Origin of the sequence: Mesorhizobium zhangyense (assembly GCF_011045115.1) — a bacterium.
Taxonomy (GTDB): Bacteria; Pseudomonadota; Alphaproteobacteria; order Rhizobiales; family Rhizobiaceae; genus Mesorhizobium_M; species Mesorhizobium_M zhangyense.
Genome location: NZ_JAAKZG010000011.1, coordinates 124695 through 148061, shown reverse-complemented (window position 1 = coordinate 148061; position 23367 = coordinate 124695). Strand labels below are relative to the sequence as shown.

20 protein-coding genes are annotated in these 23367 nt (G+C 61.5%); 9 read left to right on the top strand and 11 right to left on the bottom strand.

From position 1 onward, the window contains the following. Positions 1-21 precede the first annotated feature (21 nt). The gene (gene wecB, locus G6N74_RS22520; protein WP_165120243.1) at positions 22-1224 is read left to right on the top strand and encodes a non-hydrolyzing UDP-N-acetylglucosamine 2-epimerase; all 1203 of its coding nucleotides are present in this window, start codon (positions 22-24) and stop codon (positions 1222-1224) included. Between the two features lie 190 nt (positions 1225-1414). Here wecB and wecC read toward each other — a convergent pair whose 3' ends face one another. The 3 genes from wecC to G6N74_RS22505 are packed head-to-tail and all read right to left on the bottom strand — an operon-like array spanning position 1415 to position 4737. Further along, positions 1415-2671 (bottom strand): UDP-N-acetyl-D-mannosamine dehydrogenase, encoded by a 1257-nt coding sequence (gene wecC / locus G6N74_RS22515; protein WP_091915783.1) that lies wholly within the window; start codon positions 2669-2671, stop codon positions 1415-1417. A gap of 24 nt (positions 2672-2695) precedes the next feature. Next, entirely contained in the window at positions 2696-3505 is an 810-nt protein-coding gene (locus tag G6N74_RS22510) for a WecB/TagA/CpsF family glycosyltransferase (RefSeq protein WP_165120242.1), read from the bottom strand. Positions 3506-3525: 20 nt separating this feature from the next. After that, positions 3526-4737, bottom strand: a complete 1212-nt coding sequence (locus G6N74_RS22505) for a hypothetical protein (RefSeq protein ID WP_246245873.1) — start codon at positions 4735-4737, stop codon at positions 3526-3528. A 418-nt stretch (positions 4738-5155) separates the two neighbouring features. Here G6N74_RS22505 and G6N74_RS22500 point away from each other — a divergent pair, with 418 nt between their 5' ends. After that, positions 5156-6079, top strand: coding sequence for a glycosyltransferase (locus tag G6N74_RS22500; protein ID WP_165120241.1), 924 nt, complete (start codon positions 5156-5158; stop codon positions 6077-6079). A 23-nt stretch (positions 6080-6102) separates the two neighbouring features. On the opposite strand, the gene G6N74_RS22495 is transcribed toward G6N74_RS22500, so the two are convergent. The 3 genes from G6N74_RS22495 to G6N74_RS22485 all read right to left on the bottom strand — a co-directional run bounded on the left by G6N74_RS22495 (position 6103) and on the right by G6N74_RS22485 (position 10107). Then, a complete protein-coding gene (locus G6N74_RS22495) occupies positions 6103-7320 on the bottom strand; it encodes a glycosyltransferase family 4 protein (RefSeq protein ID WP_165120240.1) in 1218 nt (405 codons plus the stop codon). A gap of 2 nt (positions 7321-7322) precedes the next feature. After that, positions 7323-8528, bottom strand: coding sequence for a GNAT family N-acetyltransferase (locus G6N74_RS22490; RefSeq protein ID WP_165120239.1), 1206 nt, complete (start codon positions 8526-8528; stop codon positions 7323-7325). Positions 8529-8658: 130 nt separating this feature from the next. Beyond that, positions 8659-10107 carry an O-antigen ligase family protein gene (locus G6N74_RS22485; RefSeq protein WP_165120238.1) on the bottom strand — a complete coding sequence of 483 codons (1449 nt, stop codon included), beginning with the start codon at positions 10105-10107 and terminating at the stop codon, positions 8659-8661. Between the two features lie 254 nt (positions 10108-10361). On the opposite strand from G6N74_RS22485, the gene G6N74_RS22480 reads away from it, so the two are divergent. Next, complete coding sequence (locus G6N74_RS22480; protein WP_246245872.1) at positions 10362-11447, top strand: glycosyltransferase family protein; 1086 nt, start codon at positions 10362-10364, stop codon at positions 11445-11447. 50 nt (positions 11448-11497) lie between these two features. Here G6N74_RS22480 and G6N74_RS22475 read toward each other — a convergent pair whose 3' ends face one another. Further along, positions 11498-12535, bottom strand: coding sequence for a glycosyltransferase family 2 protein (locus G6N74_RS22475; RefSeq protein ID WP_165120237.1), 1038 nt, complete (start codon positions 12533-12535; stop codon positions 11498-11500). Next, positions 12532-13749: a glycosyltransferase family 4 protein gene (locus G6N74_RS22470; protein WP_165120236.1), complete on the bottom strand. Its 1218-nt coding sequence runs from the start codon at positions 13747-13749 to the stop codon at positions 12532-12534. The genes G6N74_RS22475 and G6N74_RS22470 overlap by 4 nt, the downstream gene beginning before the upstream one ends. Before the next feature lie 556 nt (positions 13750-14305). Between G6N74_RS22470 and G6N74_RS22465 the strand changes: the two genes are divergently transcribed. From G6N74_RS22465 to G6N74_RS22440, 6 genes are read left to right on the top strand one after another with little or no spacing between them, the layout of a single operon-like run. Then, the gene (locus G6N74_RS22465) at positions 14306-14806 is read left to right on the top strand and encodes an acyltransferase (RefSeq protein WP_119814149.1); all 501 of its coding nucleotides are present in this window, start codon (positions 14306-14308) and stop codon (positions 14804-14806) included. A gap of 1 nt (position 14807) precedes the next feature. Continuing rightward, positions 14808-15845, top strand: a complete 1038-nt coding sequence (locus tag G6N74_RS22460; protein WP_165120235.1) for a Gfo/Idh/MocA family protein — start codon at positions 14808-14810, stop codon at positions 15843-15845. Beyond that, positions 15842-16948, top strand: a complete 1107-nt coding sequence (locus G6N74_RS22455) for a DegT/DnrJ/EryC1/StrS family aminotransferase (RefSeq protein ID WP_165120234.1) — start codon at positions 15842-15844, stop codon at positions 16946-16948. The genes G6N74_RS22460 and G6N74_RS22455 overlap by 4 nt, the downstream gene beginning before the upstream one ends. Continuing rightward, positions 16938-17669 (top strand): acyltransferase, encoded by a 732-nt coding sequence (locus tag G6N74_RS22450; RefSeq protein WP_165120233.1) that lies wholly within the window; start codon positions 16938-16940, stop codon positions 17667-17669. The genes G6N74_RS22455 and G6N74_RS22450 overlap by 11 nt, the downstream gene beginning before the upstream one ends. Further along, on the top strand, positions 17659-18633 hold the full coding sequence (locus tag G6N74_RS22445) for an NAD-dependent epimerase/dehydratase family protein (protein WP_165120232.1): 975 nt from the start codon (positions 17659-17661) through the stop codon (positions 18631-18633). The genes G6N74_RS22450 and G6N74_RS22445 overlap by 11 nt, the downstream gene beginning before the upstream one ends. Then, positions 18630-19799 carry a DegT/DnrJ/EryC1/StrS family aminotransferase gene (locus tag G6N74_RS22440; RefSeq protein ID WP_165120231.1) on the top strand — a complete coding sequence of 390 codons (1170 nt, stop codon included), beginning with the start codon at positions 18630-18632 and terminating at the stop codon, positions 19797-19799. The genes G6N74_RS22445 and G6N74_RS22440 overlap by 4 nt, the downstream gene beginning before the upstream one ends. 61 nt (positions 19800-19860) lie before the next feature. Here G6N74_RS22440 and G6N74_RS22435 read toward each other — a convergent pair whose 3' ends face one another. From G6N74_RS22435 to rfbB, 3 genes are read right to left on the bottom strand one after another with little or no spacing between them, the layout of a single operon-like run. Then, positions 19861-21369 (bottom strand): O-antigen translocase, encoded by a 1509-nt coding sequence (locus tag G6N74_RS22435; protein ID WP_165120230.1) that lies wholly within the window; start codon positions 21367-21369, stop codon positions 19861-19863. 9 nt (positions 21370-21378) lie between these two features. Further along, entirely contained in the window at positions 21379-22296 is a 918-nt protein-coding gene (rfbD, locus tag G6N74_RS22430) for a dTDP-4-dehydrorhamnose reductase (protein WP_165120229.1), read from the bottom strand. Further along, on the bottom strand, positions 22293-23360 hold the full coding sequence (gene rfbB, locus G6N74_RS22425) for a dTDP-glucose 4,6-dehydratase (RefSeq protein ID WP_165120228.1): 1068 nt from the start codon (positions 23358-23360) through the stop codon (positions 22293-22295). Before rfbB ends, rfbD begins: the two co-directional genes overlap by 4 nt. Between the last annotated feature and the right edge of the window lie 7 nt (positions 23361-23367).

The window sequence follows — 23367 nt, the reverse complement described above, 5'->3', positions numbered from 1 at the left end:
CGGCAGAAGAAGGATTTCGACATGCGCAAGGTCTTGATCGTCTACGGTACGCGTCCCGAAGCCATAAAGATGGCGCCGCTGGTTGACGCGTTGAGCCGCTCCCGTCACTGCAAACCGGTTGTGGCCGTCACCGGCCAGCACCGCGCAATGCTCGACCAGGTCAACGATCTGTTCGGCATCCGGCCGAGCCACGACCTGAACATCATCACCGAGCGGCAGCGGCTGGAGGACATCACCAGCCGCGTACTCGACGGCGTCTCGAAGGTCATCGAGGCCGAAGTACCGGATGCCGTTCTCGTCCAGGGCGACACCACGACCTGTTTTGCCGCGGCGCTCGCCGCGTTCTACCGCAAGGTTCCGGTCGTTCATCTCGAGGCAGGCTTGAGAACAGGCGACCCCTACAATCCATTTCCGGAAGAAGCCAACCGCCGTCTCACGACACAGCTGGCAGCGGTTCATCTGGCGCCGACAAGCACATCGCGGGAAAACCTGCTGTACGACGGGATTCACAAGAGCAATATCGTCGTCACCGGCAACACCGTCATCGACGCCCTGCTTGATGTTGTCTCCCGGGATCTGCCGGCCGAAAACCCGGACCTTGGCAAGATCAACGGCCGGCGCAGCGTGCTGATCACCGCGCACAGGCGCGAATCCTGGGGCGAGCCCATGGCCCGCACCGCCCGCGCCATCGCCCGCCTCGCCAGAACCTTTCCCGACATAGCCTTCCTGCTGCCGGCCCATCTCAACCCGGCCGTCCGCGAGGTGCTGCTTCCCCCTCTGGCCGGGCTCGACAATGTGCTGATCACCGCGCCGCTCGGTTACAGCGACTTCGTGCGCGCCATGTATCACTGCAGTGTCGTGCTCACCGACAGCGGGGGCGTTCAAGAAGAAGCTCCGTCACTGGGCAAGCCGGTGCTGGTCATGCGGGATTCGACGGAGCGCCCGGAGGCCGTGTCCGCCGGCACGGTGCGGCTGGTCGGCACCGATGAGGACCTTATCGTCGACGAGGTCTCGACCTTGCTGACCAGCAAGGTCGCCTACCAGAAGATGGCACACGCCGTGAACCCCTACGGCGACGGGCACGCTGCCGAACGTTCCGTTCGCGCGATCGAGCATTTCTTCGGTATCGGTGATCTTCCGGTCGAATTCGATCCGACGATCCGGATCGAGGAAAGCGCATCTCCACGCCGCGCCGCGCAGGTCGTCAGCGGTTTTGCCGCCTGATCCCAATCAGGCGTAAACACCCAGCCCATCCGATGATATCGGATGGGCTGGGTCGGCACTCGTGCTTCATTCAACAACAAGGGTGGACGGGGAGAGTGGCAGTTCGACCCTGCCATCGAAGGATAGGGATATCCTTAGCCGAGACTGCAGCGAAGCTGGCCGGTTCTTGTGAGGGAATTGGGGCCTGGCTTCAGCGCCAGGCACCGCGCGTATCGTAGACGACCTTGCCGCCCAGCCGCGTGTTGCGGATCGCCTTGAAGGGTTCGTGCTCGACCAGGAGCACGACGATGTCGGCGCGCTCCACGGCCTGATAGGCGCCTTCCATGCGCAGGTTCGAGTAACCCGAGAGCATCGACGGCAAGGAGTCCACATAGGGATCTGCAAGCAATATGTCGACATTGGGAAGTGCTTCGGCAATCAGACCGACGACTTCGATGGCCGGGCTCTCCCTGACATCATCGACATTGGCTTTGAACGTCAGTCCAAGGCACGCAATGGTCGGCTCGCGGAAGCGCTTTGCTTTTTCGGCGACCTGCTCGGCGACATGGTGCGGGCGCCGGTCATTAACCTCGCGCGCGGTGCGGATCAGCGGAGACAGTTTGGGCGCTGCCGCAACGATGAACCACGGGTCCACCGGAATGCAATGCCCGCCGACGCCGGGACCGGGGCTCAGTATGTTGACGCGCGGATGCCTGTTGGCCAGGCGGATGACTTCCCAGACGTCGATATGCAGCGATTCCGTGATGAGCGAAATCTCGTTCGCGAAAGCGATGTTCACATCGCGATAGGCGTTTTCGACAAGCTTGGCCATCTCGGCGCTGGCGGCATCCGTGAGCAGGATTTCGCCCTGCGCAAATACCCGATAGATCGATGCGGCGCGCTCGGCGCAGCGCTTCGTCAGCCCGCCGACGACGCGGTCGTTGGTGATCATCTCGATCATGATGCGGCCCGGCAGAACCCGCTCCGGGCAATGGGCGACGAAAATATCGGCCCCGGTCTCGCCGTCATGCGGCATTTTCAGATCGGGCCGCAACGCGCCGATCCATTCAGCGATCTTCTCGGTCGTTCCGGGCGGCGAGGTCGATTCCAGCACGACGATGTTGCCCGACCTCAACTTAGGTGCGATCTGCTCGGCGGCAGCCTGTACATAGGAAAGATTGGCGGTGCGGTCGCCGTTGAACGGCGTCGGCACGGCAATGATGAAGGCGTCCGCCTCGGGCATCTCGCTGGTGGCCGAGAGGCGGCCCATGGCGACCGCCCCGCTGACGGCGACAGCCAGATCCGGCTCCACGAAGGGAACCTCGCCACGCGATACCGCGGCAACCGTTGCGGGATTGATGTCGACGCCGATCACGTCGATGCCGCGCGTCGCCAGAACGACAGCGGTGGGCAGGCCAATATACCCCATCCCGACTATGGCCAATCGACCGGAAAAAACTTCGTTCATCAAAGGAGCCCCACGCCCGCCTCGTTACTGATTTTGACGGCTGGCAGCCAATGTGCCGCCGCCGGTGATCGACCTTGTCGGCCGGAAAGCGCGAGCGGGGTGAACCAGTTCGCGGGCAGTAAGCAGAAGGAAGGCGGTGTTCGTCTTCAGATACCGCCACCACAGTCGGCGCGGCTCTTGCAGCAGCCTGTAGGCCCATTCCATCCCCGCACGCTGCCACATTACCGGCGCGCGCCGGGTGATGCCTGCAAGTATGTCGAACGAGCCGCCGACGCCGTGAAGTATCGGAACATTCAGCGTCGCCCCATAGGAGCCAAGGAAGATCTCCTTCTTCGGCGAAGCCATGCCAAGGAACAGCATGTCGGCACCGGAGGCCCGTATCTCGGCCGCTATGAGTGCGGACTCGTTGGCCTTGAAATAACCGTCATGCCGGCCAGCCACTTTCAGGCCCGGAAACCGCACCTGCAGGCGCGTCTCGAGCATACGCAAGACATCGGGCTGGGCGCCAAGAAGATAGATGGAGCGGCCTTCGCGATGTGCAAGCGCCAGCAGCTGTTCGAAGATGTCGATGCCGGCGATCCGCTCGGGCAGGGGACGCCCCAGCAACCTGCTCGCCCAGACGATGGACTGTCCATCTGCAAGCAGCATGTTGCATTCCAGCAGCGAGTCCCGCAAAAGCGCGTCGCTGCGCAGATTGACGACCTTGGCCGCATTGAGCACGCCGAGCAGCAGCTTGCTCCTCGTCACGAGAGCCGTGTGGCAGCGCTGGATCACCTCTTCCATCCGCAGCGGCTCGAGGTAGAGCCCGAATAACAATTGCTGTTCGGTCGGCATGTCGAATGCTCCCTGGTCTGTCACCTGCCGCCACGGACTGCACCGTTGCGCAGCCTCTCGACGACGCCGCCGGAGAGCCACGCATAGAGCAGCCAGCCGAGTTCATAGGGGCGGCACTCGTAGTCGACGCGGCTGGGCGGAAACATGATGTCGAGCCCTGGCAGGTGGAAGCCGCGCTTGAGCCCTGTGGTGAGTGCCGAAATTGCCCTGACGGCCTTTTTCGGTTCGCGGCGCGCGACCTTTCTCCAGATCACGCCGTCCTCTTCGGACACCATCGGAACATCGACCTCGGGGTGTTCGTCCAGCCAGCGCAATCCCTTGGCCACCGACTTCATATGATCGGTGCCGCCGGCCTCGCGCAGGTCGAGCAGGGCCATTGGTCCCATCGCATGCTGATGGACGCTGTAGACGGGATAACCTTCGACGACACTTCCGTCGCGCGTGTCATAGTGCCACCACCATTGACCGGCTGGACCCTGGAGGTGAGCGATGCGCCCACCCGATGCTTCGGCTGCGGCGAGCGCTGTCGGATCGTTCTTCGCCACCGACAGGCGGGCTAGCCCCTGCGTCGAATAAACCTGATCGGCAAAGCAGCCGATGTGGGCACGCAGCCGGCCATTGGAAACGGCGGGCAGCATGTGCGGGAAAAGTCCGGTCGCGCCTTGCCCACCCATCAGGCGATTGGCCGCAAGCGTGCTCAGATGCTCGGTGTCGCCAAGATGGCGCGCCGCAAGGGCGGCAATCAGCGTCCAGGAACAATCCACCGTGGCAATCGTCTCTTCCGACTCGAGCAGGGCAGTCAAGCGCTTCAACAGCGGCTTGGCATAGACGTCGGCCACTTCTGCCGCAGCCCAGGCGCAAAGTGCAACCGCGCCGGGATCCTTTGATTTCTCCGCGCGCCGCGCGCAGTTCAAGGCCAAATCCGCAGCGGTTGCGCCTTCGAGAATGTGCCGCTGAACGTCCTCGTCCACGAAGGCCAGTCCCGACGCGACATTTGCCGCATAACGCAGGCTGTCGCCCTCGGCACGGACACTCCGGCCTGATGCCGTCTTAAGCTCGCGAACGGTGTGAACGAATGCGCCATGCGCAAACATCTGCGGCAGGCCCTTCTTGGCCAGCTCGATGAGCTGCTCTGTCCGCGCCCGGGTTGCGCGGGATTCGGCGTCGAGCGCCTGAAGGCGGTCAATGGGGAAAACTTCGACGGGTCCGGTAAGATTTGGCTGCGGGTTCATGCGGCTTGCCGACGGCCTCTCGATCTTGCGTGCGTCGACCTTTCGGCCACTGCACGAGGGTTTCTCCATGTGCCCGGAGGCACTGGCGGTTACAGTTGAAAGGCACGGCGATGAACTGACGCTTCACAGTCCCGCCACGCCGAGACACAGATCGATGCTAGAAAATCTGAAGAAATATTCTATCGCCCTGAAAGACTTACGGAGCCGTTTTCCGGACCTGTACTGGAGCGTTCGACCTACTCCGATAGGACTATGGTTAGTATCATCGGAGTCAGCTCCATGGCTGAAAGAGCTTGTTGGTGTACCTCTAAGTTCACCACCTCATGTAGACTTTCATTGTGCTGATATTCCTGCAAACTATCCGGCAGAATTTCCCTGTATTTCGGCATCTCGAAGCCAAGAGTCTGGGTGAATGCAAATGGATGGACCGACTGAACCTGCATCGATCCTTGCGCCTGCCGGCGTTAGTGACACGGCTGGCGTTGCCGTGGTGGTCGTCACCTACAACAGCGCCAAGGTCTTGCCCGGTCTGCTCGACTCGATCCCGGAAGGACTGGCCGGGATCAGCCGTCACGAGATCATCATCGTCGACAATGATTCTCACGACGCGTCGGTCGATATTGCGCTAGCCCATCCGACCCATCCGAGAGTGATCAGGATGGGCCGCAACGCCGGATACGCTGCCGGCATCAACGCCGCGACGGCTATAGTCGGATCCGACCTGGACGTCCTGATCCTCAATCCCGATGTTCGGCTTCTGCCGGGTTCCGTGCGTCTGCTCAGCAAAAGACTGTCGGACCCCACGGCGGGCATAGTCGTGCCGCAGATCCTCCATGAGGACGGGACGACCGCTTTGTCCCTTCGGCGCGAACCGTCGATGACGACGGCATGGTCGGACGCCTTGCTGGGAACGACGATCGCGGCGCGGATAGGCGCAGGCGAGATCGTCGATGATCCGGCGATTTACGATCGCGGTGGCGTCGTCGAATGGGCGACGGGTGCCGCCCTGCTTGTTGGAGCCCGAGCCCGTCGAGTCGCCGGTGAATGGGACGAGTCATTCTTCCTCTACAGCGAAGAAGTCGATTATCTCGAGAGGGTTCGCCGAAGCGGCCTGTCAGTGGTGTACCATCCTCAGGCGCAGGTCGTTCATATCGGCGGCGAATATCACGACAATCCGTTCCTTTCGGCGCTGATGACGAAAAACCGGATTCGCTATTATCGCCGTCATCACGGGCGTCTTTCCACGGCCTTGTTCCGGCTGAGCATAGTCGTCGGCGAGACCATGCGATTCACATTCGGACCGGGGCATCGCGCAGCGCTGCGTGCCGCACTCACCTTATAGAGACAGTGCCGGTGGCTGGACGATCACGCGTCCTTGCGACGGGCGCTGATGAGTTGCGCATAGATGCTGTCCACACGATCGAGCTTGGCGCTCCACAAGGCGCTTTTCCTGACATGCGCATGGGCTGCCTCGCCCATCCTGCGCCGCAGTGCCGGATTGGTCGCCAGCCTTCGGATCGCAGCCGCGATATCGATCGCGAGCGCTTCCGGCGTGGTGACCGAAAGCTTTATGGCGCAGGCGTCCGTTGTCGCACTTCCCGGTCCGCCGCGATCAACGACGATAAGCGGCAGCGAATAACCCATCGCCTCCAGCGCCACGTTGCCACCGGGTTCGCGATAGCTCGGAAAGACGAAGACGTCGGCCTGCTTGTAGAATTCCGCGACCTCGGCCTTGGAACGCCATCCATAAAGCGCGACGCGGTCGCCAAGATCTAGGCTGGCGATGAGCGCTTCGCACTCCGCGCGTTCCGGACCTTCGCCGACGATGTCGAGCCGGACCGAAACATCTCGCAGCATGCCCATGGCGCGTATGATGTCGCGAGCGCCTTTCGTCCGCACGAGGCGTCCGACGTAAAGCAGCCGGATTGTTTCGGATCGCCCACTGCGATCTATGGGCGCAGGAATTTCGTCCAGACCTGTTTCGCTCAGGACCTCGAACCGGCGCAGCGGGATTGCGGCCAGCTGCTCCTTCACATAGGCGGCTATTCCGAACACGCAGTCCGCGGTCCTGAAGGTCTTGCGTAAAAGCGGGTCCCACTGTTGCCGGTACCGATCGAGCCCTCGCAGCGCCATGAACCACGGCGCGGAGCCTTCATCGCCGGCAAAGCCATCTGGAGACGACAGACCGCCACCCACGGGCCCTATCACGAACGGGATGCCAAGACCGGCCGCAGGCGAAGGATAGCGCATGGCGACCGGCACGGGCTGGTGCACGAGATCGAAACGCTGCCCCTCGGCAATTGCCTGTCGTATCCATTTTCTGGCGCGGAAATAGAACGGAACGTAGCCGGGCTTCAGCATGCTGTTCAGCCGTTCGGCGCGGCCAAGCAGCGGCGGCTCGGTCCATTCCACGACCTTCATGCCCGGAAGCTGCTGCGCTGCGGGCCGGGCCCCTCGCTTGTGATAGGTCAGCAAGGTCACATCATGCCGCTCGCCGAGACGCCGTGCCCATTGAAAGGCGACCCACGCCTCACCGACATCCTCGCCGTTGCAGGTCGGTGCTACGAGCAGAAGCCTGGCCATGGTTACCTGCTGGCCATGCGACGGCGCCATCCTGCCTTCAGGCGGCGGCCCCATTCGGAATTCTCGACAAGCCGGCGAACCAGATTGTTGGCAAAGGACAGTGACGATACGGCAAGCATCACCAGCGTCGGCCATGGCCGCGACGCGGCAAGCATGACCTCGCTTTCGGAGCGAACAGCCCGCCCGAAGGAGGATTTGTAATCGGCTTCGCCGTGACCGAAATCGAGTTCCGAAATAGCGGGATCGGCGCACAGATCCTCGAGCATTCGCAGCATTGTGAAGCGCCCGATGGAGAGTTTGCTCATATCGGGATCGAAGCCGGGCGTGCCGATCTGGAAAGTGCCGCCATAGCCAAAGCCGCTCCAGAAGGCGACGGGGCGCTCGTCGATATAGAGCATCCAGGTTCGGTACCAGCCACGGTCGAGCCCGAGCTTGATCAGCGCACACTGCATCGGTGTGCCGGAAAACCCCACGCCGAGACCGCGCTGATAGGTTTTCGCGGCGACAGCTTCCATGTCGCGATACAGATCGGCCGCATCTTCCGGACGATCCAGATGCCGAAGCTCCAACCGGCCTGCGAATTCCATTCGGAGCTGATTGTCATGCCGGCGCAGATTGCCTCGCGTCTTGGCCGAACGCGTCTCGAGGAAACGCGTCATCGAATCCGGTATCACCGCCATCCAGCGGCGGGAAACGGGCTGCGCATGTGCCCGCTGCGCCCAGCCCGTTGCTACAAGGGCGGTCGCGTAGAGTGTGCTGTCGACATCGACATTGCGCATCAGGATGAGGTCGGCGACACCCTTGTCGAGATCCTTCTTCAGGTGCCGCAGGACGATTTCTTCCTCGTATTTGTTCCTTGCACCCAGTATGCCGCCAAAGGTCACCACGATCGCACGCAAGGTGGCGGAACCAAGCCGCCGGTATCCGAACCGGAAAGGCACGGGCAGGTTTTCAAGCCGGGCAACCGCCAGCAGGTCGGCCCCTCCGTCCTGGCGGATATGAACCACATGCGGTCGGATGACCTGATCGGCATGGCGCACCACGGTCATGTAGTAGTCGATGTCTGAATCGATGTCGTCGACGTGAAGCGACTTCCAGACATCCCGGAGCGCTTCGACCTCTTCCAGCGTGGTCGCAACCGTTACCTTCTCTTCGACGACCGCACTGTGGTCGGCGACGAACCTGCGGGATTCCATAATGGCAGTCATGAACCGCACCCCCGAGGATTGGCTGAACGAACTCTTCATCGATTGCGGAGTCTCCGCTACGAAGCTACCTGAGGCATACACGAGCGGCCAGAAAGTAGGCTGGCATCTATAGATTTAGATCGGTCGGCAATTAGGCGTATGGACGTTTGCGACCTTCCGCGACTGGCTGCTTGCCTCGTCCCGCCACACGCCCATTTCGACGATCATTGCCGGCCGTTTCACCGCGCGATCTATCGCGTGGGGCCGCCGCCACGGCATCCGTCTCCACATCCAGTATCCATACGCCGCTGCCGATCAGGAAGATGAAGATGACGTAGGTCGCGTTCCAGAAGTAGACCGTCCACCCGACCAGGAAGAAACCAGTCATCGCGATCACGAATGCGGTCTTGTAAGCCTGCGTTCTCTCGTCGAGCCCCGATCTGAACGCCACGGGCAGATAGACCGCAAAGAAGCCCAGCGCCATGAACAGCTCCGCCGGCAGCCCGTGGCGGACGCCGTCGATGATCCAGAACATGTCGATGCTGGGGCTCATCCATGACGGACGCTCCCAATAGCCGAAACCAACACCGAAAAGCGGATGGTTCATGATCGATGCGGAACCGTATCGATATATTTCGGCGCGGACATAGGCCGAGGATTCGTCGAACGAAAAATACGACATGAACACGACCGGCACGGAACGGTTGGACAGGAGTTCTATCGACATCGCAGCCAGGAACCCGAAGGCGCACAGGATCTTCCAGCGCGCCTCTATGTTTCTGAATACCCAGTTCCAGCCGAGCAGCATGCCCTGGCTGGCCAGCGCCGTCATAGGGCCAGCGGACAGTGAAAAGAAAGTCGCTGCTATGACGATGCCCGTGCCGCGCCAGCGGCCCACAAAACTCTTCCCGTAGCCAAGCACCATATGCGTGAAAGCCAGCGCGCTGGCACAGACCACGCCGTACAATATCGGATGTTCGAAGACGCTCTGGACGCGCCGCATGCCCCAGCGGGGATCAACGAAGTTGTCCGGGAATGTCGGATAGACTGCAGCAAAAACCGACAGCAATATATTGCGCCCGGTGATCGCTTCGAAGACCGCGAAAGGCAGGAGCAGGGTCACGAGCCGCAGTAGCATGCGCACCATGTTGTAGAAATCATCGGCGTCGCGGATGAAGCACCGGGCCAGCATATAGGCGCCAACCGTCTCGATGAAGATCATGCCGGATGGCTGAAAGGCATAGTCGAAGCCGTGGATCATCCCGATCGCGAGAAAGCACCAGAAGCAGTACAGGATGAAGGAAATATCGGCGACCCGGATACGCCCCGCTTTGCCGCTTATCCAGCCGATCAGGCAGGGTAAAAGGAAGGCAAGAAGAATGAAGCGATAGAGCGACATCCGGATCGGACCGATGGTGATGATCCAGGGAATGAGCAATCCCGCCATGAAGAGGAAGACGGGCCATGGCAGGCCGCGGTGCGTAGACTTTTCACGCCCGGACTGTTCGGCCCGGGCCGAAAGCCTGCCCGCTCCGGATTGCCGGCCTTGCCTGACTTCGCCGGCGTGGTCGGACACCGCGCCGAAGGTTCCATCCACCATTTTGGTTGCCCGGTTCACCCGCGTTCCAATGTCGGCCGCTCGCAGATAATCTTTGCAGCAGATCCGAATTTACGCTCCTGCAACTTGGGTAGCAGTAAATATCCGGGTCAGGTGAGTAGTTACTTTGATGTATAAAAGGTGGAATTGCTTTGCACCGGACATCGTGGAACTCTTTTCCCACAGGTCGGGGATACTCCAAGCTTAGGCCATCACGAAGCTCCGGCAGCATGACCAGGCAAGCGGTGAGCTGAAGAATGACCTTGGTGTCTGCGGAAAATCTGGCGCGATCCCTGTTTCGAAGGATGAGCGAGGCGAAGGATCGCCGGCGCAGGCGCCGACTGGAGATTCAGGTCAGTGACAAGAAGACCTCCACGCCTGCGGTCTATTTCCTGACGCCGGACCATCCCGAACCCTCGGGCGGCATACGCGTCATATACCGGCACGTCGACATTCTGAACGCGGCCGGAATTCGCGCCTTTGTCCTTCACCATCGCCCCGGCTTCCGCTGCGAATGGTTCGAGCACGAGACCAGGGTAACGGATATCGCCAGCGCTGCAGTGTGCGGCGGTGACCTGCTCGTTGTTCCCGAAGTCGACATCGACCTTCTGCTTCAGCTGCCACGGGGCACGCGCCACGTCATCTTCAACCAGAACAGCCATCTGACCTGGAAGCGCCCGGTCCATCAGGTCGCACGTCTCTACGCGGCCAATCCGGGCCTTGCAGGCATCATCACTGTCTCGCGGCACAATCAGGAGATGCTCGGCTGGGCATTCGGCGAAACGCTGATACGGCGCGTCCATCTAGGCATCGATCCGGCATTGTTCCATCCGGGCAGCGAACCGTCCGGGCAGCGCATAGCCTATATGCCCCGGCGCGGGCGGGAAGATGCGCGGCAGGTTCTGGAGATGCTGGAGGCGCGCGGCATCCTCGACGGCTGGGAGATCGTGCCGCTGGACAGGCTGACACATTCGCAGGTCGCGGACCGCCTGCGAGCCACACGCATCTTCCTTGCCTTTACCCACCAGGAAGGGTTCGGCCTGCCTCCGGCGGAGGCGATGGCATGCGGGAACTACGTCATCGGCAATCATGGTTTTGCCGGCCGGGAATTCTTTCGCGCCGAGTTCAGCGCGCCGATCGAGTCCGGCGACATACTTGGTTTCGCCAGCGCGGTGGAGAAAGCCATTATCGCGGAGCGCCAAGAGCCCGGCTGGTGCCGCGAGCGCGGGCTTGAAGCGTCCCGCTTCGTCCTGTCCGAATATTCGCCGGCGCGCGAGCGCGAAGACGTGACCAGCATCTATTCCGAGCTTCTGCATCACAACGCGGCGGTGGAACGCGTTTAACGCTGCGCGCCCAAAAGCCGGCTGCCTGCGTTAGCGGTTTGGCAACTCGATCAATACAGCCCCGTTTGCCACCAGCGACGCCACGCATATTTGTCGGCGATCTCGCGCAGTTGCGCGTGACCGCGCGCCATCACGGTCGAGATCGCACCATCGACGCCATTGCGCCTGCGCTCCAGGCCTTGCCACTGCCTGGTGTTCGCTGCCGCCGGATAGAGATCGAGTGCGAATTCGCGGTAGAGGTCGACCGGCTCATTCTCCGCTCTACCGGAATCGATGATCTGGCAGGCATAGCGAAGCGCAGTCAGCGCAAGCGTCCGCCGCGCAGTGTCCTGCATCGCAGCCGCATCCGGCAAGGCTCCGGCCTCGTTTTCGAAAGCCGACAGAATGGCATCGCGGCGCGCCCGCAGATCATACAGGAAGCCGGCATGTACCGTCCGATGCATGTTTGCGTTGTGAACGCGGTAATAGGCCTGGTCGGCGCCATTGATGCGGCCGATATCCGAGATGGCGGCTGCGCGCAGCCACATTTCCATGTCTGCCGAATGGGGAAGTGATGCCTTGTACCCACCCAGCCGATGCTGGATGCTCGTGCGTATCACCACCTCCGGACAGCAGATGAAGTTCTTTCCGGCCCGGCACATGCGCTCGATCCAGTCGCCGCCGCTCCAGATCGTCCAGCCGGTGTCCTCAGTTCTCGCCAGCGGAAGCGTCGCGTCGTAGACCGGTATGGGATAGCCGTAGGTCAGCCCGACCGAAGGATGATAGTTCATCAGGGCCGTCGCCCGCGACAGGCAGCCCGGGGTCAGCAGATCGTCCGCCGACAAAAGAACGAGATAGTCGCTGTCGGCAAGTGCCAGACCCTCATTATAGGTCGCGATATGACCCTTGTTTACCGCGTGGTGGATATAGTCCACGCGGTGATCTTCGGACGACAGCTGCCTGCACATATCCAGTGTATCGTCGGACGAACAATCGTCGATGATCAGAACCTTCACATCGACATTTTCCTGCGATAGCGCGCTGTTTACGCATGCCCGCAGGTAGCGGCCGTAATTATAGCACGGCACGATGATCTGAACGGTCGTCATGAGGCCAGTGCGCCCTGTAGCTTCATGCTGCTCATTCGTGTGACATCCATGACCAGTTCGCCGAGCCGTCGCGTCTGCTTGGCAGCGTCATGACAGGCCACGGCGCGCTCCCGGCCGACGGCGCCGAGCTGCTTGCGCAGCACCGGATCTGCTGCAAGCCGCTGCATCGCGGCGATCATGCCCTCGATGTCACCTTCCGAAACCAGATAACCGTTCTGCCCGGTGGCGATCTGGTCGGTGATGCCACCGATCGTCGTTGCGACCACCGGTAGGGCGCAGGACATGGCTTCGACGATCGATACCGGCGAACCTTCCTTTATGCGCGAATGCTGGATGAAGATGTCGTGCAAAGGCAGTTTCTTCGCGAGGCTCAACTCGTCGATGAAGCCATGGAATGTCACCTTGTCGACCAGCCCAAGTCTCTTGACGAGTTCCCCAAGATTTTCACGCTCGACCCCGTCGCCGAAAATGCCGAGCCGGACCTTCGGGTTCACCTTGGCGACCTCGGAAAAGGCTCTTATCGAGATATCGCAGCCTTTTTCCTCGGACAGCCGTGAAACCATGATGAACCGCACCAGATCGTCGCTGCGCTCGGGCACCGGCCGGAACACATCCGTCGGCGCGCCGCAGGGAATGTAATGGATCTTGTCTTCCGGCGCGCCGTGTTCGCGCAGCCATTGCCGTTCTGCGTCTGTCACCACGACGATCGCTGCGAAATCATGCAGGCAGCGATAGAGGCTCCAGCGGTACCACCTGTTGCGGATGAAGGAAAAATCGCCGTGGAAATAGGCGATCAGCGGAATTCCGGCCTCGCGCGCAGTCGGCAGCAGGCGCATGGCGATGTCGCCGAAGTTGCAAAGGATGACGTCTGGCCGATCCTTGTCGAACAGCTCTTTCAGGCGCGTGCGCTCCTCGCCGATCGCCGCATAGAAGCTGCCGTTGAAGATCGCCCGGGAGCGATAGAGCCAGCGCCCGTCATTGTGGTAGGGCGCAAGCTTGCCCGGCAGCACGTGCTCGCGAACGTCGTTCGTCGGTTGGGTGCCGGCGTTCTGCCGTTCCCAGCAAAGCAGTTCCTTGCGAAAGCCCTGAAACCCGACCACCTGCCGCCACATCCAGGGCTGGCCGCTGGCGCCGAACACCCGCGTGGCGATCATCAGCTTCGGCCTTGCGTCCGGTTCCTGTATCTGTTCGAAAATCCGTTCCCCGACTTGCACCCTGTCTACCTCCGCGCTTGATCAACGGCCACGCGTCCCGCATGGACTCGCTGGCGAGTTTGACCGAACTATAGAGGTTTCCGTCGGCTCCGAACTTTAGGCTTACGAGTAGGTCCCGTTTCTATCCCTGATTTCTCCGGAGGATGGCCCGGTCACTCCATAAGCCCTAAGGATTAGGCCGGGTACTATTCCCCGCACCTTCCAGTGCTCGAATGGCTTACTATCGCTTAGCTGATGCGCATCGCCCGGAGCCTGGTGCCGCGCAAGCCCGCAAATCCCGTCTGCTGCGCAAATAGCGGGTAACAAGACCCTGCCACTCGGTCTATGCCACCTAAGCCTTTCGGACGGGAATGTACTGCGTTTTCTTTCCTTTACTCCGATCCTGAAAAGAAATCTGGTTATCGGACGGATTTACTTTCAGCGCTTCTTCAAAACTCTGGCAAGTGAACGGCGGGGATCGGCATGACGGGCACGGATTGCTCCTCTGTTTCCATATCCAGCCGGCGCATCGCGCAGTGTGCGGGGCAGCGGCTCAGGAAACAGGGAAACTGACGGAATGATTTCTTCCGATGTCACTCTGGACGAAGGTGTGGTCATCCATCACCCGGATCTGGTCAATCTATATGGCTGCCATGTCGGCGCGGGTTCGCGCATCGGCACATTCGTCGAGATCCAGCGAAATGCCACGATCGGCCAGAACTGCAAGATTTCGAGCCACACTTTCATCTGTGAAGGGGTGACGCTGGAAGACGGCGTGTTCGTCGGCCACGGTGTCATGTTCACCAACGACCTTCATCCACGCGCCGTGACCACCGACGGCGGCCTCCAGACCGACGAAGACTGGACCGTCATCCCCACGCTGGTCAGGCAACATGCCTCGATCGGAAGCAACGCCACCATCCTCGCAGGCGTGATCATCGGCAGGGGCGCGCTCATCGGCGCCGGCTCCGTCGTCACCAAGGACGTTCCGGACTACGCGATCGTCGCCGGCGTTCCGGCGCGGATCGTCGGCAGGGCCAAGGACGCTCCGGTCCGCCGCATCGTTTCGGGAGAGTGACATGATCGGCGTTGCTGTAGTTGGTTACGGTTACTGGGGTCCCAACCTCGTTCGCAATTTTGCCGAAACACCTGGTGCGCGGCTGATCAGCGTCTGCGATCTCAAGAAGGAGCGGCTGGTCAGCGTCCAGGCGCGCTATCCCGCCGTCGAGATCACGGACGACTTCGACGAAGTCCTGCGCGATCCGCGCGTCGATGCAATCGCGATCGCCACTCCGGTTTCCGCTCATTTCAGGCTGGCGATGAGCGCGCTGATGGCCGGCAAGCATGTGTTTGTCGAAAAGCCGATGGCCGCCACTGCTGACGAGGCACGCCGGCTGGTGGACGAGGCTTCGCGGCGCAAGCTCGTGCTGGCCGTGGACCACACCTTCGTTCACACCGGCGCCGTCCGGAAGATGCGCGAGCTTGTCGAAAGCGGGCTTGGCGACATCTATTACTACGACTCGGTCCGCGTGAATCTCGGCCTGTTCCAGCACGATGTCAGCGTCGTCTGGGATCTCGCCGTCCACGATCTCTCAATCATGGATTATGTCCTGCCCGCCAAGCCGGTGGCCGTCTCGGCGACCGGCATGAGCCACGTCGTTGGCGAGCCGGAGAACATCGCCTATCTCAACCTGTTCTTCGACAACAGCATGATTGCTCATATCCACGTCAACTGGCTGGCCCCGGTGAAGGTGCGCCGAACGCTGATCGGCGGCAGCAGTAAGATGATCGTCTATGACGATCTCGAGCCGAGCGAGAAGATCAAGGTCTACGACAAGGGCATCACGCTCAACGGCAATCCGCAGAAGAACGGCGAAAAGGTCTATCAGATGCTGGTCGGCTACCGCACCGGCGACATGTGGGCGCCGCAACTCGACTCGACAGAAGCCCTCGGCGTCGAGCTTCGCGAGTTCGTTAACTGCATCGAGCAGGGCGCTGTGCCGACCGCCGACGGCCATGCCGGCCTGCGCGTCGTGCGCATCCTTGAAGCCGCCACCCAGTCGCTTGCCCAACGCGGGCGCGTCATCGAACTCGAGCGCGCGAGGCGCATAGCATGATCCCGTTTCTCGATCTGAAAGCCCAGTATGCGAGCATCAAGGGCGAGGTGGATGCCGCCGTTCTGGGCGTGCTGGCTTCCGCCCAATATGTTCTTGGCGACGAGGTTGCAGCCTTCGAGCGTGAGTTCGCCGCCTATTGTGACGCAAAACACGCAATCGCCGTCAACACCGGAACGAGCGCGCTGCATCTGTCGTTGCTCGCCGCCGGTGTCGGTCCCGGCGACGAAGTCATAACCGTACCTTTCACCTTCGTCGCCTCCGTTTCTGCCGTCTGCTATACGGGCGCAACGCCGGTCTTCGTCGACATCGAACCGACGACCTTCACGATGGACCCGGCCAAGCTGGAAGCCGCTATCACCGCGCGCACCAAGGCGATCATCCCGGTTCATCTCTACGGCCAGATGGCCGACATGGCGCCGATCATGGAAATCGCCGACCGTTACGGAATTCCGGTCATTGAGGACGCCTGCCAGGCCCATGGTTCCGAATACAAAAAGAGGCGCGCCGGAAGCATCGGTATCTCGGGCTGCTTCAGTTTCTACCCCGGCAAGAATCTGGGTGCCTGCGGCGAGGGTGGCATCGTCGTCACCAATGACGACGAGCATGCCAAGACGATCCGCATGCTGCGCGACTGGGGCCAGGAGCAGCGCTATCATCACACGCTGAAGGGTTTTAATTATCGAATGGACGGCATCCAGGGCGCGATCCTGCGGGTCAAGCTTCGGCATCTCGAGGATTGGACCGAGGCGCGGCGAGACCACGGGCGGCACTATTCCGCTCTTCTTTCCGGATCAAGGCAGGTTAAAGCCCCCACCGAGCTCGCGGACCGCCGCCACGTTTATCACATCTATGCCGTTCGGACGCGCGACCGCGACGGGCTGCAGCGCGCCTTGCAGGCAGAAGGCGTGCAGACCGGTCTGCATTATCCCATTCCCGTCCATCTGCAGAAGGCGCATGCGGACCTTGGCTACAAGGCAGGCGCGTTCCCGGAATCGGAGGCTGCTGCCCGCGAAGTTCTCTCGCTGCCTATCTATCCCGAGATGACATCGAGGCAGGTGGAGCAGGTGGTCGCTGCGGTGGAGCAGGAAGCCTATGTCGCTTGATCCCGCTCCCGCCGCCCGCATCGTCAAGGCGGTTCATGGCAGGCAGGAAATCCTTGCCGACCCCGCCTATGAACTCGAACTGGCGGAAACCCTGAAAACGTCATACGGCGCTTCGGGACTGGTCGAACTCTACGGCCGTTTTTCGTTCGGTGACGGTTTCGTCGACGCGCTGATGCGCCGTTCCATCTTGCGCGCGCTTTCGCGCAGCTGCGGCGCCCGCCTGCAGGTCGGCAGCGGCGCGGTGTTCAAGCACCCGGAAACATTCGAGTTCGGCAATGGCGTCTTCGTCGGCGCGCAGGCCAACATCCAGGGCCGCTATGACGGCACCTGCGTCATCGGCAACAATGTCTGGATCGGCCCGCAGGCCTTTCTCGACGCGCGTAATCTGGTGATGGAAGAATATGTCGGCTTCGGCCCCGGCGCCAAGGTGCTCGGTTCCGCCCACACCGGCATGCCGGCGGATGTGCCGATCGTGCGCACCGACCTCGAAATCAAGCCAGTGCGCATTGAAGCCTGGGCCGACATCGGCACCAACGCCGCCATCCTTCCCGGTGTCACCATCGGCAAGGGCGCGATTGTAGGCGCGGGCGCGGTGGTGGTTTCGGACGTGGAACCATTCTCGGTCGTCGCCGGCGTGCCGGCAAAATTCCTGCACTGGCGAACGGATTCGGATCTGACGCGAACGGCGTCGCAAAACAACGGGGCAATCCATGAAAGATAAGCGCGTTCTCATCACCGGCGGGGCGGGGCTCATCGGGTCCCACATCGCCGATCTGGTTGCGAAGGAACAGCCGCGCGAGATCATCATTCTCGACAATTTCGTGCGTGGCCGGAGGGAGAACCTTCAGGCGGCGATGGACGCCTTTCCGCTCACCATCGTCGAAGGCGATATCCGCGATCGCGCACTGCTGGCAAAGCTCTTCGACGGCGTCGATATCGTCTTCCACCAGGCGGCAATCCGCATCACGCAATGTGCCGAGGAGCCGCGACTGGCTTTCGACGTGCTCGCCGGCGGCACGTTCGACGTGCTCGAAGCGGCGGTCAGTGCCAAGGTGTCCAAGGTCGTCGCGGCATCTTCCGCCTCGGTGCTGGGATTGGCCGAAAGCTTCCCGACGACCGAAGCGCATCACCCTTACAACAACCGCACGATCTACGGTGCGGCGAAGGCCTTCAACGAAGGGCTGCTGCGCAGCTTCGCCGATATGTACGGCCTGAACTATGTCGCGCTGCGCTACTTCAACGTCTACGGCCCGCGCATGGACGTCTATGGCGTCTACACCGAAGTTCTGATCCGCTGGATGGAACGCCTCGCTGCCGGCCAGCCGCCGCTTATCTTCGGCGACGGCTCGCAGACGATGGATTTCGTCCATGTCGCAGACATCGCGCGCGCCAACATCCTGGCGGCGAAATCCGATGTCACAGACGAGGTGTTCAACGTCGCCAGCGGCGAGGAGACCAGCCTGCTCGAACTGGCGCAGAAGCTGACCCGTATCATGGGTTCGTCGATCGAACCGACGCATGCGCCGGCACGCAAGGTCAATGCCGTGCCGCGCCGTCTTGCCGACATCACCAAGGCGCGGGATATGATCGGTTTCGAAGCGCAGATCCCACTCGATGATGGTCTTCGCGATCTTGTCGCCTGGTGGCAGGCCGAAAGTGCCGCGACCCGGGAGGCAGCGGAATGATACCGGTTGCCAAGCCCATTCTCGACGAACGCGAAGTCGAAGCAGTCCGCCGTGTAATTCTGTCCGGCTGGGTAACGCAGGGGCCTGAGGTTGCAGCATTCGAGCGTGAATTTGCCGAGCTTGTCGGTGCGCCGCATGCCTGCGCACTATCGAACTGCACCACAGCACTTCACCTGGCGTTGCGGGCCGTGGATATCGGCCCCGGCGACGAGGTGATCACCGTCAGCCATTCCTTCATCGCCACCGCCAACGCCATCCGTTATTGCGGCGGCGTTCCGGTTTTCGTCGATATCGAGGCGGATGGCTTCAACATCGACCCGGACCTGATCGAAGGCGCGATCACAAGGCGCACCAAGGCGATCCTGTGCGTGCACCAGCTCGGCATGCCCTGCGACCTGCGCCAGATCGTGGAGATCGGCAAACGCTATTCCATACCGGTCATCGAAGACGCCGCCTGCGCGACAGGCAGCGAAATTCTCTGGAACGGCCAGTGGGAAAAGATCGGCAAGCCGCATGGCGACATCGCCTGCTTCTCCTTCCATCCCCGCAAGGTGGTGACGACCGGCGACGGCGGCATGCTGACGACCGCCAATCCGGAATATGACCGGAAGTTCAAGCTGTGGCGCCAGCACGGCATGAGCGTGCCTGATACGGTCCGCCACGGTTCCAGCCAGGTCATCTACGAAAGCTATCCCGAGATCGGCTACAATTACCGCATGACGGACATGCAGGCGGCCGTCGGGCGCGAACAACTGAAGCGGCTCCCCGAAATCGTCGCACGGCGCCGGCAGCTTGCCGACCTCTACACGAAACATCTTCGCGACATACCCGGCCTCGAAACACCGTTGGAGCCGAGTTGGGGGCGCAGCAACTGGCAAAGTTACTGTGTCAGGCTGCCTCACTGGGTCGGCCAGCGCTCAGTCATGCAGGCCTTGCTCGACAGGGGCGTTTCGACGAGGCGCGGCGTGATGAACATTCATCTCGAGGATGCCTACGCAGCCCCCGACACGCATCGCTCTGGCACGAGCCTCCAGCAAAGCGTCGCCGCACAAAACGGAACCGTGATCCTGCCGCTCTATGCGCAGATGACGGACGCCGAGCTTCTGGCCGTGGTCGACACGCTTCGCGAATGCCTTGACGCAAGCAACATCCGGGCAGCGGAATAGCCGCATCGCATCGAGATCGATCCAATAAAGCCGCTGGCAATTGCCGGCGGCTTTTTTGCATTCAGGCCGATTTGGGCAGCCACGGCCTGAGCGCTGCCGGAAACGACTCCGGCGGCATCAGACGCAAAAGCATCCGCAGCGAATAAAGCCCGCTGACGAGTACGATCGCAGCACCCAGGGTGGTCGCCTGCCAAAGCGGCAACAGCTGGAAAGCGCCGAAAACCAGTGCGGAGGACGGCAGAAAAATCAGGCTCAGCTTGATGTTCTCACGCGACCAGCGAAAATCGGTTAGCCGGCGAACAATCAGGTAAATCAGGATATTGTGCCAGACATAGAGCCCGAAAAAGGCCATGCCGGCTCCTATGAAGCCGAGCTTCGTGACCAGCAGCCAGGCAAGTCCGACATGCACGATTGCCGCGGCAACCTCCGTCCAGAAATAGATCTTCTGCGCCCCCTTCGCCAGCACGATAAACCCCATCGGCCACGCCACCAGCCGCAGCATCATGCCGAGGCAGATCCAGCGCAGCAGATCCACGGCCGGGTAGAACTCGGGCGAGTAAAGCAGCCTCATGACCAGCGGCGCGAGCGTGAGCGTGGCCACGACACCGGGGCCGGCAAGCAGCATGCTGATCTGCGCCTGCTCATTGACGAGACGGTTGCATTCAGCGTGGTTGCCGGCGACGGCTGTCAGGCGCGGATAGAAATCCGTACCCATGGCCTGCAGAATGAACCCGGCATAAAGACCGCCGAGAGCCCATGCCGCCTGATACAGCCCCGCAGCCGCAACGCCATCTTCCCGCAACACGATGATGCGGATCGCGTAAGCAGCACCCACGGTCAGAAACCCGCTGACCATGAAGACGAAGCCCAGCTTCAGAAGCGCCGCTGTCTCCTGGCTCATCTGCGGCAGCGACATGGCCGGCATTTCGATGCGGATTTTCCTGGCGTACCACCAGGATGTAAGGATCGTGATGCCGGCCGTGGCCACCAGCGACGGCACGATGCCCTGCTCGCCGAAGAAATAGACCATCGGTATGCTGATGACCGTGCTGCACAACGCCGCAAACATGTTGATGCGGGCAAGGTTTGCGATCTGCCGCATGCCCTGTATCAGGGCAATTTGTCCAGCCGACACGAGCCGGAAGAAGATCGCCACAGACAAGAGCAGGACGCCTGCGGTGTGCTGGCTATCGCCAAAGGTGAACTCTGCGATCGGAAGGGAAAGTGCGGCAAGAAGCGCCGCGCCGACCAGTCCCAGAACGATCGATATCCGCCTCAGCACTATCGCCGTACGGGCGATCCTGTCGGCTTCACCAGTTCCCACCGACTCGGCTATCTGACGCACGCCGCTGGCCTGGATGCCGAGGCCTGCCAGATTCTGCGCAAGATCGGCTATGGAATTGTAGAGCCCCATCAACCCCACGCCGCCGGGACCGAGAAGCACCGCCATCGCCTTGTTGCGGATTATCGCAAACATGATGTTGACGACCGACGAGCCGCCGATCAGGGCCGTCGACTTCAGGATCTGGGTGTAGGATTGCCCGGACCCGGATGCAGCAGTTAAAGCCATCGAGTTGCTTCAGCCCCCGGTTCCGTGACGCATGGGTTTGAATTCGTCATGCCGCCCTGCCGGGATCAGGCGCTTTACGACCATATCGACGCTGTCCTGCCACGCCGGCGCACGCCAGCCGAAAGTCTTTTCGAACTTCTCGGTCGAAAGGCGCGAGTTCAGCGGACGCTTGGCCTTTGTCGGATAATCGGCACTCGAAATCTCGCGCACCGACGCGAATGGCCCGCCGGCGATGCCGCTCGTACGGAAAATGTGACTGGCAAAGCCCGACCAATTGATCTCGCCCGTCCCCGCGAGATGGTACACACCGTAATTCCCCCTGACGCAGAGCGGAGCAATTCGCAGGATTGCATCGGCGATATCCAGTGCGGATGTCGGGTTTCCCCACTGATCCGAAACCACGGAGACTGTGTCTCTCTCGCCGGCAAGCCTGAGCATCGTCTTGACGAAATTCGCACCGAACGGGCTGTAGACCCAACTGGTCCGCAGGATGATGTGCTGCGGGGTAACACTCGCGATCGCGTGCTCGCTCTCGAGTTTGGTGTATCCGTAGATGGTCTTTGGGACGGCGTCGTCATCCTCCCGGTAGGGCCGGTCGCAGTCGCCCGAGAAGACATAGTCCGTCGACAGATGGATGATCGGCACGCCTATGCGTACCGCCGCCTCGGCAACGCTTGCCGCCCCGATCGCATTGACCACATAGGCGAGCTCCGGCTCGTCCTCGGCGCGATCAACGGCGGTATAGGCAGCGGCCGACACGATCAGATCAGGCTTTGCGGCAGCGATCGCGCGTCTCACCGACAGGGGCTTTGCCAAATCGAGTTCGGGGCGGCCGACCGTGATCAGTTCCACATCCGGCATCTGCGCCGCTCTTTCGACGAGGCTGCAGACCACTTGGCCCTGAGTGCCGGTGACCAGAATTCTCATTGCGCCGCCACCAGACGGCCGAGACGCTCGCCGGCATAGCTGCCGTCGCGGATCGGCTTCCACCACCAGGCATTTTCGAGATACCAGTCGATCGTGCGCGCCAGCCCCTCATCGAAGCTTTCCTGTGGGCTCCAGCCAAGTTCGCGCTCTATCTTTGCCGCATCCATTGCATAGCGGCGGTCATGGCCGGGCCGGTCCGACACGAATTTTATAAGGCTTCGGTAGGAGGCACCGTTGCGGCGCGGTCGCTTCCTGTCCAGCAGATCGCAGATCGTTTCGACGACGCTGAGATTGGTGCGCTCGGCCCTGCCGCCGATATTGTAGTTCTCGCCGACCTTGCCCTTCGTTGCGACCAGGGCAAGTGCCCTGGCATGGTCCTCGACGTGAAGCCAATCCCGGACGTTGCCGCCATTGCCATAAACCGGCAGGGGCTTTTCCTCGAGCGCATTCAGGATCACCAGCGGAATGAGTTTTTCGGGGAAATGGAACGGCCCGTAATTGTTCGAGCAGTTGGTGACGACGATCGGCAAGCCAAAGGTCTGATGCCACGCCCGGACCAGATGATCGGAAGCTGCTTTCGATGCCGAATAGGGTGATGACGGCGCGTAGGGCGTATCCTCGGTGAACAGGCTCGTGTCGAATGGCAGGTCGCCGAACACTTCATCCGTGGAAACGTGGTGGAAGCGAAAATCCGCAACCGCATTTGCCGGCAGCTCACGCCAATAGGCGAGCGACGCCTGAAGCAGCCGGAAGGTCCCGACGATATTCGTCTCCACGAAAGCGTCAGGACCGTCGATCGAGCGATCGACATGCGTCTCGGCCGCAAGATGGATGACGTGGTCGATGTTTTCAGCGCGTAGGATCTCGGCCACGAGCGCGTCATTGCAGATATCCGCCTGAATGAAGCGATAGTTCGGAAAGTTCTCGATCTGCCGCAGTGAGGCGAGATTGCCCGCATAGGTCAGCTTGTCGATGTTGACGACGCGATTTCGCGGGTCCGCCACGAGATGGCGGCACAGTGCCGAGCCGATGAAACCGGCGCCGCCGGTCACGAGAATATTCATGGTCGCT